At 71.5% G+C, this 12488-nt stretch carries 11 protein-coding genes; 6 read left to right on the top strand and 5 right to left on the bottom strand.

The features are described 5' to 3' along the window. Positions 1–193: 193 nt before the first annotated feature. Together IL992_RS00515 and IL992_RS00510 are read left to right on the top strand one after the other, a co-directional pair. Entirely contained in the window at positions 194–649 is a 456-nt protein-coding gene (locus IL992_RS00515; RefSeq protein WP_193201328.1) for a hypothetical protein, read from the top strand. A 340-nt stretch (positions 650–989) separates the two neighbouring features. Continuing rightward, complete coding sequence (locus tag IL992_RS00510) at positions 990–2423, top strand: ATP-binding protein (RefSeq protein ID WP_193201327.1); 1434 nt, start codon at positions 990–992, stop codon at positions 2421–2423. Between the two features lie 92 nt (positions 2424–2515). Here IL992_RS00510 and ligA read toward each other — a convergent pair whose 3' ends face one another. The 3 genes from ligA to IL992_RS00495 form a co-directional block, all read right to left on the bottom strand. Continuing rightward, positions 2516–4861 carry an NAD-dependent DNA ligase LigA gene (gene ligA, locus IL992_RS00505; RefSeq protein ID WP_319018232.1) on the bottom strand — a complete coding sequence of 782 codons (2346 nt, stop codon included), beginning with the start codon at positions 4859–4861 and terminating at the stop codon, positions 2516–2518. A 264-nt stretch (positions 4862–5125) separates the two neighbouring features. Next, positions 5126–5581, bottom strand: a complete 456-nt coding sequence (locus IL992_RS00500; RefSeq protein WP_193201326.1) for a hypothetical protein — start codon at positions 5579–5581, stop codon at positions 5126–5128. 139 nt (positions 5582–5720) lie between these two features. Next, a complete protein-coding gene (locus IL992_RS00495) occupies positions 5721–6725 on the bottom strand; it encodes a methionine synthase (RefSeq protein ID WP_193201325.1) in 1005 nt (334 codons plus the stop codon). Between the two features lie 19 nt (positions 6726–6744). Between IL992_RS00495 and IL992_RS00490 the strand changes: the two genes are divergently transcribed. Continuing rightward, positions 6745–7377, top strand: coding sequence for an MBL fold metallo-hydrolase (locus IL992_RS00490; RefSeq protein WP_193201324.1), 633 nt, complete (start codon positions 6745–6747; stop codon positions 7375–7377). Positions 7378–7379: 2 nt separating this feature from the next. On the opposite strand, the gene mnmA is transcribed toward IL992_RS00490, so the two are convergent. After that, positions 7380–8465, bottom strand: a complete 1086-nt coding sequence (gene mnmA, locus IL992_RS00485; RefSeq protein ID WP_264294874.1) for a tRNA 2-thiouridine(34) synthase MnmA — start codon at positions 8463–8465, stop codon at positions 7380–7382. Positions 8466–8541: 76 nt separating this feature from the next. Here mnmA and IL992_RS00480 point away from each other — a divergent pair, with 76 nt between their 5' ends. The 3 genes from IL992_RS00480 to IL992_RS00470 all read left to right on the top strand — a co-directional run bounded on the left by IL992_RS00480 (position 8542) and on the right by IL992_RS00470 (position 11188). Beyond that, positions 8542–9582 (top strand): DUF695 domain-containing protein, encoded by a 1041-nt coding sequence (locus tag IL992_RS00480; protein WP_193201323.1) that lies wholly within the window; start codon positions 8542–8544, stop codon positions 9580–9582. Positions 9583–9716: 134 nt separating this feature from the next. After that, positions 9717–10637 (top strand): Rieske 2Fe-2S domain-containing protein, encoded by a 921-nt coding sequence (locus IL992_RS00475; protein WP_193201322.1) that lies wholly within the window; start codon positions 9717–9719, stop codon positions 10635–10637. After that, positions 10634–11188, top strand: a complete 555-nt coding sequence (locus IL992_RS00470; RefSeq protein ID WP_193201321.1) for a hemerythrin domain-containing protein — start codon at positions 10634–10636, stop codon at positions 11186–11188. The genes IL992_RS00475 and IL992_RS00470 overlap by 4 nt, the downstream gene beginning before the upstream one ends. 87 nt (positions 11189–11275) lie before the next feature. Here the strand turns inward: IL992_RS00470 and IL992_RS00465 are convergent, their stop codons facing one another. Further along, a complete protein-coding gene (locus tag IL992_RS00465; RefSeq protein WP_193201320.1) occupies positions 11276–12430 on the bottom strand; it encodes a cysteine desulfurase family protein in 1155 nt (384 codons plus the stop codon). Between the last annotated feature and the right edge of the window lie 58 nt (positions 12431–12488).

Here is a 12488-nt window from a genome sequence, read left to right as displayed (position 1 = left end):
CCCAGCCGTACGGCACGCCTTTTGGATTAGGCGGGCGAGGCCGGCGGGAGCTCCATGCGGGCGAGAGCGGCCAGGCCGATGAGGTGCGTCCCGGCACTTCGTGGGTGGGGCACCACCTCGGCCAGACTACAGCGATCAGATCGCGAGGGACCCGGACGTGGTCCCGGCACCCACGTGCCCGGACAAGGTAGCCGTGGCGGAGATCGACAATCGACCGGACCTGGAGTTTCCCGAGGATGGCATGGCCGGCAACCGGGGCCGTACGGATGGGTTCCTGCCCAGCCCGCTCGCGGTGATCACAGCCTGCCGCTACCGGGCGGACGGTGACGATCTACGACTGCGTGCCCGTCGTGTCCTGCGAGACGACCTCGAACCCGTCCGGGGGCTCCTCAACACCGCAGCCGCCATACAGAGCGTGACCGACAGCCAGGGAGGCATCACCGACTTCGTCAACGGCGCCGACTGCGGCATGCCGCACCCGACGCGGGCCGCGGTGCCGGTCAGCCGTCTCGACGTCGTGGGGGCGGCCGACACGACCGGGGCAGTCGCGGAGATGCGGATCTGGCGTGCCCCCTGCCAGGCTGTGTTCAGCGGCACCGCCGCGGGGCTGAAGGCCGAGCCCGCGCTGCTGAGACGGCTCGACTCCTGACTGAGCCGCTGACGCTTCCGGCGAGCGGGTCATTCTTCGTGGGCGTCATCGTAGGCGAGCCGGATCTCGGGGCGTAGCCTGCACACGCTCCGACACATCGAAGCCGCCTCGCGGGCCCAGCGCCGGACCTCGGCAGTGGTAGGTCCGTCGATGCCGCTCCCCCGCGGCAACCGCTCGGCAACAGTGACGCCCGATCGACAGAGGATCGGGGCGCGTGTTCGCTCAACACACCGCGAAGCAACGCAGACGCCGGCTCCGGAGGCGGCGCTGTCACGACTGGACGGCACAATGTAAGATCACATCTACGTTAGATTGTTTCTACGTATGGTCGAGGCGACTGATGGAGTTCAAGGGGAGAGCCGCGGATCTTGAGCTACTTGATCGGCAGTTGCGACAGGTAGCGGAAGGGCGAGGCGGCACTCGCGGACGTGCGGTGATCATGACCGGCCGACGCCGGGTGGGGAAATCGCGACTGGTTCAGGAGTTCTGCGACCGTAGCGGCATGCCGTATGTGGTCTTCCAGGCCACCAGGGGACGAAATCCCGTGGCCGAGCGTGCCGACTTCACCGGCATGCTCGCGCAGTCCGCGCTGCCGGATGCCGAGTTGGTCGCCGGGGTGCAGGCCGGGGACTGGAACCAGGCTCTGCGCGCCCTGGCCGTGGCTGTGCCCGACCAGACGCCGAGCATCGCGGTCATCGACGAGGTGCCGTGGCTGGTGGAACAGGACCGCGAGTTCGAAGGGGCGTTGCAGACGGTCTGGGATCGGCACCTGTCCGCAAAGCCGGTGCTGCTCATCCTGGTCGGCAGTGACCTGTCGGTGATGGAGGCGCTGCAGTCCTATGGCCGCCCCTTCTTCGGCCGCGCCGCGAAGATGACCGTCCAGCCACTCCACCCCGCGGATGTGGCCGTCATGACCAGACTGGATGCCGCCGACGCCATCGACGCCTATCTGATCACCGGTGGTTTTCCCGAGGTGGTCCAGGCCTGGCAGCCAGGCATGAACCGCGTCGACTACCTGCGGGAGTCGTTGACCAATCCGCTGTCCGCGCTGCTGATGGCCGGTGAACTGTCGTTGCTCGGGGAGTTTCCCGAAACCTCCCACTCGCGTGCGATCCTGTCGGCGGTGGGGAGCGGGGAGCGTACGTTCTCCGCCATCGCCACAGAGGCGGGTGGCGCCTCTCCCCTGGCCTCCGGCACGCTTTCCCCGCTGCTGTCCACCCTCATCGGCAAGCGGGTGCTGGCGGTCGACACCCCGCTGTCGACCAAGCCGGACACGAAGAACAAGCGCTATCGCATCGCCGATCCGTATCTGCGATTCTGGCTCGCCTTCCTCGACCGGGGCATTCCGCTGGTCGAGCGCGGCCGGGGCGAACGTGTCCTGGCCTCCATCGAACGTTCCTGGACCTCCTGGCGTGGCCGCGCCGTCGAGCCCGTCGTCCGTGAGGCACTGCTGCGGCTGTTGCCCGACGACCGATGGCCCGGGACCGAGGCCATCGGCGGATGGTGGAACCGCCGGAACAATCCCGAGATCGATCTCGTCGGGGCAGACCGCGAGCCGGTCGCGCGGCACGTCCACTTCCTCGGCTCGATCAAATGGCTGGAGAACGGGTCCTTTGGCCGGCATGAGTACGAGAGCCTGGTGCGCGACATGCTCGCCGTTCCGGGCGCCGACACCGGGACCCCGCTGGTGGCCGTTTCCCGCTCCGGTGTCGACGACGGCCTGCCGCTCGCGGCGCATTGGGGCCCCGAAGACCTGCTGGCCGCCTGGCGGTGACGGCGTCGGCATGTTCCTCGACTTCGACAGCCCGGAGCCGAACCGCGATCACCGCGTGCCCATGGGTGAGCCGGCCGGCTGAGCGGCCGGGGTCACTCCTCGGGGGTGACGGCGACGGCGCGGGCGGCGTCGGGGCCCTTGTCGAGGAGAGCGTGGAAACCTTCCTCGTTGAGGATCGGGACGCCGGCCTTGACCGCCTTGTCGTACTTCGAACCGGGATTGTCCCCCACCACCAGGAAGCTCGTCTTCTTTGACACCGACGAGGTGACCTTGCCGCCCCTGGCGCTGATGGCCTCGCCGGCCTCGTCGCGGCTGAAGTCGGTCAGCGTCCCGGTGACGACGAAGGTGAGCCCCTCCAGCGGACGCGGCCCCTCGTCGGCGGGCGACTCGTCGGCCATCCGGACCCCGGCGGCCCGCCACTTCTCGATGATCTCCCGGTGCCAGTCGACCGCGAACCATTCCTTGATGGTCGCGGCGACCCTCGGGCCGATGCCCTCCACCGCCGCCAGTTCTTCCTCGGACGCCTGGGCGATGGCGTCGATCGAGCGGAACTCCGCGGCGAGCGCGCGGGCCGTGGGCGGCCCGATGTGCCGGATCGTCAGCGCGACGAGCACCCGCCACAGCGGCTGGTCCTTCTTCTCCTTCAACTGCTGGAGGATCAGTTCGGCGTTCTTGCTCGGCTCACCGGAGATGTTGGCGAAGAAGGAGACGACCTTCGGCTCGCCGGTCTCCGGATCGGTCTTCGGCAGGCCGGTGTCGGGGTCGCGGACCACCGACCTGATCGGCAGCAGCTTCTCGATGGTCAGGTCGAACAGGTCGGCTTCCGTGCGGACCGGCGGCTCCTGCGGCGGCAGCGGCTGGGTCAGCGCGGTCGCCGCGACGTAGCCCAGCCCGTCGATGTCGAACGCGTTGCGCCCGGCCGCGAAGTAGATGCGCTCACGGAGTTGCGCGGGGCAGGAACGGGCGTTCGGGCAGCGCAGATCGGCGTCGCCCTCCCGCTCGTAGGCCAGTTCTGTGCCGCATTCGGGGCAGTGCGTGGGCATGACGAACTCCCGCTCGCCGCCCTGCCGCAGGTCCACCACCGGACCGACGATCTCGGGGATGACGTCGCCCGCCTTGCGCAGCACCACGGTGTCGCCGATGAGCACGCCCTTGCGCGCGACCTCGGAGGCGTTGTGCAGCGTCGCGCGCTCCACGGTGGACCCTGCCACCACCACCGGCTTCATCACACCGAACGGCGTGACCCGGCCCGTCCTGCCCACTCCGACCTGGATGTCGAGGAGCTTGGTGGTGACCTCCTCGGGCGGGTATTTGAACGCGATGGCCCAGCGCGGCGCCCGGCTGGTCGAACCGAGCTGCCGCTGCACCGGGATGCGGTCGACCTTGACCACCACGCCGTCGATCTCGTACTCCGGGTCGTGGCGATGGTCGTTGTAGTAGGTGATGAACTCGCGGATCTCGTCGAGGCTCTTGACCACCTTGTAGCGGTCGCTGACCGGGAGTCCGAAGTCACGCAGCCGCTCGTAGACGGCCGACTGGGTCGCGGGCAGCGGGCCGCCGCCCTCCCACTTGCCGACGCCGTGGACGATCATCCGTAGCGGCCGCTGCGCGGTGACGCGCGGGTCCTTCTGCCGCAGCGAACCGGCGGCCGAGTTGCGCGGGTTCGCGAACGGCGGCTTGCCCGCGTCCATGAGCTGCTCGTTGAGCTTCTTGAAGCCCTCGACCGGCAGGAAGACCTCGCCGCGCACCTCCAGCAGGTCGGGCACGTCGTCCCCGTTGAGCCGATGCGGCACGTCGCCGAGCGTGCGGATGTTGGGGGTGATGTCGTCGCCGGTGCGCCCGTCGCCACGGGTCGCGCCCCGCACCAGGCGGCCCTTCTCGTACACGAGTGCCACGGCCAGGCCGTCGATCTTCAGCTCGCACAGGTAGGGCCCGGGGTCGACCTCGATCAGTCGCTCGGCCCTGGCCTGCCAGCCGGCGAGGTCGGCGTCGTTGAAGGCGTTGTCGAGGCTCTCCATGCGCTGGAGATGGGTGACGGGGGCGAACTCCGTGGAGACCGGCGCTCCCACCTTCTGGGTGGGCGAGTCCGGCGTGCGCAGGTCGGGATGCGCCTCCTCCAGCGCGAGGACCTCCCGCATCCAGCCGTCGTACTCGGCGTCGCTCACCGTGGGCGAGTCGAGCACGTAGTAGCGCCAGTTGGCGTCCTCGATCAGCTCCGCGAGCTCGGCGTGCCGCTCCCGCGCCTCGGCCGGCGCGCTCTGGGCTTCTCCGCCGGCGCTCTGTGCTCCTCCGGTGGCGCTTCCGGTGGTCTCGGCGGCGCCCGTCACGCTCTCGACCTCGCTCGCGGCCTCCGCGTGCCCGGTCGCCTCATCCACGAGCTCGGTGTCATCGAGCCCGGTGCCGTCGAGCCCGTCAGTCTCGTCAGCCCTGTCGGTCACGTCGCCCGTCTCCCCTCGTCAGACACCCAGGGCAACCGTATCTCCGGCGACCGACAGTTCGCGAAGGACGGGGCGGGAGCCGCACCGAGGACGTGGGCGACTCCCGCCGGACCGCTCCGGCGAGAGGGCCGCTCCAGACCGCGCGGCCCCTCGTCTCAGGAGCGATCGAGAATTACGGTAGACCGCTTGCAGCCCACTTTCATTCCTTTTTGTCCGGGTGTACTCGGGCCGGTCGCCGTGGATGGAGAGAGACCGGCCCGAGGGTCAACCTCCCTGGGTCCAGACCCGTTCCCAGCGAGAGCACTTGCCGGTGATCCGGGTCGCGCTGCCTCGGCAGACCATGGCCTTGGCCAGCAGCATGTACCCGGCGTTCACCGTGAACGTCCGCGGAGTGGACTGGGAGCAGTTGCGGTAGGTCGCCGTCCGGTACTTCCCACGGTCGGTCAGCCACTTGATCTTCACCCACGAGCAGGTCCTGGCCCCGCCCGCGTCATAGAGATCGCCGACGATGCGCAGGCCCGACGAGCCCGACCGGACGTACCCGTTCGCCCAGCCCTTGGTGTCGGTGGACGCCGTCGGTCCCCACTCCCAGGTCTCCGCCGCCGACGCGGGCGATGCCGCGGACGAGGCCGCCGCGGGAGCCGCGACGAGACCGGCGGCCAGAGCGGCGGACAGCCCGGCGGCGGCGAGAGGGAGCAGAAGGCGCGCAGCGCTTCGCATGGTCTTTCTCCTGAACGTCTGAACTTCCAGCACGTCAAGAGATAGGTCACCGGGCTTGTGAATCACTTGGGGATGAGCTGGGAGGCCGCTTGGATCACCAGCGGCGGCCCCTCTCGCGACACCCCCACTCCCGGCGGCCTCACTCCCCGGGGTCCTCGCGCAGCACGCGGGCCGCCTCCCGGCACCGGGCCAGCGCCGCCTTGGCGTACCTGGGTGAGGCCCCGGCCAGGCCACAGGCGGGGGTGAGCACGACCTGCTCGGCGAGCCGGGCGGGCGGGAACCCGAGGCGACGCCACAGCTCGACCGCCGGCTTGGCCACCACGCCGACGTCCGGCAGCCGGGTGTCGACCCCGGGCACGACGCCCAGCAGCAGCGCGAGTCCCTTCTCGATCGTCTCGCCCAGCTCGTCCTCGTCGCGGCGGCGCAGCAGTGCCGCGTCCACCGACGCGCCCCGCGCTCCCGCCGTGCGGATCACCTCGTACGGCACGCCCGGCGCGCAGCAGTGGACGACCGGGAAGGCGGGCGCGAGCGCGGAGAGCACGGTCTTCAGCCGCTCGGCCGCGATCGGGGACTCGACGGCGGGCAGCCGCCCGAAGCCGGACGCGGTCGGCACCGTGCCCGCCAGCACCCCGGGCAGCCCCGGCTCGTCGATCTGGACGACGAGGTCGGCTCCCGGGATCCGGCGCCGGACCTCCGCCACGTGCTGCGCCAGCCCCTCGGCCAGCGACTCGGTCAGGTCGCGTACGGCTCCCGCGTCGGCGAGCACCTTGTCGCCGTGCCTGAGCTCGATCGCCCCGGCGAGCGTCCACGGCCCGCATGCCTGGATCTTGAACGGCCCCTCGTAGCCCTGGGAGACCTCCTCCAGGCCGTCGAGGTCGCGGGTGAGGTGATCCCTGGCCCGCTTGAAGTCCCGTCCCGGCCGGTCGGCGAGCCGCCAGCCGGACGGCTGCACCTCCACGGGCAGCTCGACCAGCAGTGACGCCGTACGCCCGATCATGTCGGCGCCCACGCCCCGGGCGGGCAGCTCGGGCAGGTAGGGCATGGGCAGTTCACCGAAGGCCGTCCTGACCGCCTCCAGATGGTCCTCGCCCGGATAGGACCCCACGCCGGTGGCCGTGGCCTCGCTCCACGGATAGTCGCTCACGGTCACTAGCTTAGGGAGTATGAAACTCACCAAACTCGGTCACGCGTGCTGGCGGCTGGAGAAGAACGGGCGGACGCTCGTCATCGACCCCGGCTCGTTCAGCGGCGAGGGGCTCCTCGACGGCGCGGACGCCGTGCTCGTCACCCACGAGCACTTCGACCACGTGGACGCGAATCTGCTCAAGAACGCGAGCCCCGACCTGGAGGTCTTCACCTGCCGGGCCGTCGCCGACCAGCTCGGCCAGATCCCGGCGCAGGTCCAGGTCGTCCACCATGGGGACGCCTTCGACACGGCGGGCTTCCACGTGCGGGCGGTCGGCGAGTGGCACGCGCTCAACCTGCCCGACGTTCCGCCCGTACAGAACGTCGGTTTCTTCGTGGACGACGAGGTGTTCTACCCCGGTGACGCCCTCACGCCGCCGGGCGCCGAGGTCCCCACGCTGCTCGTGCCGACCAACGGGCCGTGGCTCAAGGCGGCCGAGACGATCCTCTACCTGCGCTACGTGCGGCCCGCCCGGGCCTACTCGACCCACGACGGGCTGGTCAACGAGATCGGCGCGAAGCTGATCGACAACTGGCTCGGCATGGAGGCGGACAAGCAGAAGGCCGACTTCCGCCGCATCCCGGCCGGGGAGTCCGTCGAGATCTCCTGAGCTCAGACGGCCGAGGCGATCGTGGCGGAGCCGATGACGGCCTCCCCGTCGTACAGGACGGCCCCCTGCCCCGCCGCGACGCCGGTCGCCGGGCGGTCGAGCTCGATGTGCAGCTCGCCTCCCGACACCTGGGCGCGGCAGCCGTACACCTCGCCGTGCGCCCGCAACTGGACCGTACAGGTGATCGGCTCGTACGGCTCCGGCACCGGGCCGTTCCACACCGGCCGCTCCCCCACGATGCTCCGGACCTCCAGAGAGGTGCGGGGGCCGACCGTGACCGTGTTGGACACCGGCTCGATCGACAGCACGTAACGCGGCCTGCCGTCGGCGGCCGGCCGGTCGATGTGCAGGCCCTTGCGCTGCCCGACCGTGAAGCCGTACGCCCCCTGGTGGCTGCCGACCACCTGGCCGGTGAGCGCGTCGACGATCGGCCCCTCGGACGCGCCGAGCCGATCGGCGAGGAACGCCCGGGTGTCGCCGTCGGCGATGAAGCAGATGTCGTGGCTGTCGGGCTTGTCGGCGACGGTCAGCCCGCGCCGCGCCGCCTCCTCGCGCACCTGCGCCTTGGTCGAGCCGCCCAGCGGGAAGATCGCGTGCGCGAGCTGCTCGCGGGTGAGCACGCCCAGCACGTACGACTGGTCCTTGGCCTCGTCGACGCTGCGCCGCAGCACGCCGTCCTCCAGCCGCGCGTGGTGGCCGGTGGCGACGGCGTCGAAGCCGAGCGCGAGCGCCCGGTCGAGCACCGCCTCGAACTTGATCTTCTCGTTGCAGCGCAGGCAGGGGTTGGGGGTGCGCCCGGCGGCGTACTCGCTGACGAAGTCCTCGACGACGTCGCGGTGGAACCGTTCCGCCATGTCCCACACGTAGAAGGGGATGCCGATGACGTCGGCCGCCCGGCGGGCGTCGCGGGCGTCCTCCAGCGTGCAGCACCCGCGGGCGCCGGTGCGGTAGGACTTCGGGTTGGATGACAGCGCCAGATGGACGCCGGTCACGTCGTGCCCCGCCTCGGCGATCCGGGCGGCGGCCACCGCGGAGTCGACGCCGCCGGACATGGCGGCGAGGACGCGGAGCTTTCGTGTGGGACCCATAACAGTTCGAGGTTACCGCCCGCCGGGCCGCGCCCGCGTTGGCATCGAGGCGGGCGGGCTGGGAGGATGCGGGGTCATGCGACTGTTCGGGCGCAAGAGCGAGTCCGCCGACCCCGCCGAGGCCATCGCGGCATTCTGGACCTGGTGGGACCAGGCCCGTCCCCAGATCGACGCGCACGTCGAGGCGGAGGACCCCGAGGCCCTGGCCGACATGATCGGCCCTGCCGTCACCGGGCTCCATCCGTCCCTCGTCTGGGAGATCGCTCCCGGCCGCATGGCCGTGAACGCCCTGGTCGTCAGCGCGTCGAACGAGCCGGAGCTGCGGCCGTTCGCCCACCGGTGGGCCCTGGCCGCGCCGCCGGCGGACGCGATGTGGGAGTTCCATCCGTCGCGGCAGGCGAACCCGCAGGCCGCGGATCTGACGCTCGACGTCGGCGGTCGCGAGTTCGGGCTCGACCGGCTGGTGGTGGCGCTGCGCGTGCCGCCCGGCACGCCGCGTGTGGACGTCACCGCCTTCCACCCGATCTTCCCCGACGTCGACGACGACACGCGGACGGAGGCGACCTTCCTCGCGCTCGACTGGCTGCTGGGCGAGGACGAGGTGGCCCGATGGGTGGGCGAGATCGTGGCCGCGGAGTTCGAGCCGATCGACGCCCTCCCCGCGATCCACCTGCCCGCCGTCGTCGCCGACGTGGCGGAGGGCTTCACGGACGAGCGGTGGGCGCTCCTCGAAGGGCACACCGCGACCGGCGGCCGGCTGATCGCCACCGCCCGCTACCCCCTCAGGCCGGTGGACTTCCCGCTGTTCGACCAGCACATCGCCGTCACGCTGCCCTACCAGGAGGCCGACGGCGACGGCCTGCCGCTCGGGGCCTCGCTCGAGGCGCTGCGCGACTTCGAGGACCGGCTGATACAGCGGCTGGCCGAGGCCGGCTCGGCCGTGCTGGCGGCCCACATGAGCGCCGACCGCAGCCGGGTGCTGCACGTCTACGCCGATCCGACGGCGGCCGTGCCGCCCGTGGTCGAGGAGCTCGCGGCCGAGTGGAAGGAGGGGCGGGCCCGCGTCGACGTGGCCGAGGATCCCTCATGGAGCGCGGTCGCCCCCTTCCTGACCTGAACCGGACATTCGGCGCGTTTCATCACATTTGACCACGGGCACGTCGCGATAGACGCGACGCGCGGGCGAGCGCCCGCGTTCCGCCCGTTCCCGCAGGCTGCGGGGCCGATCCGGCGATGGGATTGGGGTCGGACATGGCTCAGCGCACACTGGACCGGTTGCTGGACGCGATCGAAGGCGATGACCGCCTCGACCGGGCGAGTCATCGACTCGAACAGGGTCTCGCCTTCGCCGAGAACCTCCTCGGGATCACCAGGGGCCGCACCCGCGGTCTCCTGCACGGCGTCTGGCTGGGACATCCTCTCCACCCGGTGTTCACCGACCTCCCGATCGGCTCCTGGACGACGGCGCTGGTCCTGGACCTCACCGGGCAGAAACGCGCGGCGCGCGCAGCCGTGGGAGTCGGCCTCGCCGGAGCGCTGGCCGCGGCGGTGACCGGCCTGCACGACTGGCAGCACACACACGACAACGCCCGGCGCGTCGGCATGGTCCACGGCACGCTCAACACGCTCGCCCTCGTCCTGTACGGCTGGTCGTGGGTACAGCGGGGCCGGGGGCACCACCTGCGTGGGCGGCTCGCCGCCCTGCTCGGCTATCCCGTGATCATGACCAGCGGCTTCCTGGGCGGCACGCTCGTCTACCGCCACAGGATCGGGGTCGACCAGACCGGCAGGCAGCTCGATCCACGCCATTTCACCCCCGTGCTGGCCGAGCGCGACCTGACCGACAATCGCCCCCACCGGGCGCGGGCGGGCGACGTGGATGTCGTCCTGGTCCGCGCGGACGGCCGCATCCACGCCCTGGAGAACGCCTGCCCGCACCTGCGCGGCCCGCTGTCCGAGGGCTGGCTCAGGGACGGCGCCCTCACCTGCCCCTGGCACGGCTCCCGGTTCGAGCTGTCCAGCGGAGAGAGCCTGAACGGCCCGGCCTCCGCGCCCGCGCCGTGCTTCCAGACCCGCGTACGCGACGGGTGGATCGAAGTGCGCCGCGCGCCGGCCGCGGCCACCGCGCCTCCCGGGAGCGCACTGATCCACCAGCAGGAGGTGCAGCCGTGAGGAGGAGGCAGCAGGTGCTCACGGAGGCGCCGCAGGCGCCCGCCCGGCAGGAGCGGAAGACGGCGACGCGGGTGCTCGTGGAGCACCACGAGGTGTTGCGGGGGCTCATGCGGCATCTGCGGGAGACGCCGCGCTCCCAGCCCGGCCGGCGGCGCGCGCTCGCCGACGAGCTGTTCGACGAGCTGTGGATGCACGAGCGGATCGAGGAGGACGTCTTCTATCCCGCCATGCGCCACATCACCCCGGCCATCGCGGCGGCCTGGTCCGAGCACCGCCAGCTCAGCGACCAGCTCGCGGCGCTGGTGTGCGCCGACCCGCGGACAGAGCGGTTCGACCGGGAGCTGGGCGTGATGCACGACGCGCTGGAGTCGCACGCCCACCTCGACGAGGAGCGGCAGATGTTCCCCGAGATCGAGCGCTTCGCGGACGAGGAACAGCTGATCGAGCTTGGCGACCGGCTCCAGGCCCGCCTGGGGCGGCTGCGCTCGTCGCGGCGTGCGCGGGCGATCCTTCGCCTGCAGCGGGCGCTGCTGCGCCGTACGGCCCGATAGGCGCGGCGCCGGCGGCGGGAGGTCACGAGATCCGGCGGAGGCCGCTCGCGGCGGTCGTGTGGCGCTACACCGGGCACCGCGGACAGGTTACGACAAGCCGGCACGGCGGGCGCGCTCGACGACGTGCCCGATGACCTCCGCGACCCGGTCGACGTCCTCCTCCACGGAGGTGTGGCCGAGGGAGAAGCGCAGCGAGCCGCGGGCGCGTACGCCGTCCTGGCCCATGGCGAGCAGCACGTGGGACGGCTGGGCGACCCCGGCCGAGCAGGCCGATCCGGTGGAGCACTCCACGCCCTTGGCGTCGAGGAGCATGAGCAGGGCGTCCCCCTCACAGCCGGGGAACGAGAAGTGGGCGTTGCCGGGCAGCCGGTTCACCGGGTCACCGTTCAGCACGACGTCGGGCACGGCCAGCCGTACGCGCTCGATCAGGTCGTCGCGCAGCGCCGACAGCCGCTCGGCCGTGGCGGGCTGCCGCGCGACGGCCGTCTCGACCGCCGCCGCGAACCCGGCGATGGCCGGCGCGTCGAGGGTGCCGGAGCGGATGTCACGCTCCTGCCCGCCGCCATGCAGGACGGGCACCGGATCGACGCCTCGGGCCAGCAGCAGCGCCCCGACGCCCACGGGACCGCCGACCTTGTGGCCGGAGACGGTCATGGCGTCCACACCGGACTCGGCGAACGAGACCGGGAGCTGGCCGACCGCCTGCACCGCGTCGGTGTGGAAGGGGATGCCGTATTCGTGCGCGATGGCGGCCAGCACGCGCACCGGCTGCACGGTGCCGACCTCGTTGTTGGCCCACATGACGCTCACCAGCGCCACGTCGTCCGGGTCGCGGGCGATGGCCTCGCGCAGCGTCTCCGGATGCACCCGGCCCCGCTCGTCCACTTCCAGCAGTTCGATCCGGGCGCCGTGGTTGTCGCCGAGCCAGTGGGCGGGGTCGAGGGCGGCGTGGTGCTCGACCGAGCTGATCAGGATCCTGGGCCGCTTCCGCGCCCAGAACAGGCCCTTGACGGCGAGGTTGTCGGCCTCGGTGCCGCCGGCCGTGAACACGACCTCGCTCGGGCGGGCGCCGAGCGCGCAGGCGATCGTCTCGCGCGACTCCTCGACGACCCGGCGGGCCCGGCGGCCCGCCGCGTGCAGGGACGAGGGGTTGCCGACCTGCCCGAGCTGGGCCGTCATCGCCTCGATCGCCTCGGGCAGCATCGGTGTGGTCGAGGCATGGTCCAGATAAGCAGCTCCCACGACCCCTCCCTGACACGTATTCAGCCCACCAAGCGTATCCGGGCGAGCAAAGGACACC

It is taken from the genome of Microbispora sitophila (assembly GCF_014892245.1).
GTDB classification, from domain to species: Bacteria; Actinomycetota; Actinomycetes; order Streptosporangiales; family Streptosporangiaceae; genus Microbispora; species Microbispora siamensis.
This window is presented reverse-complemented; position numbering and strand designations above follow the sequence as displayed.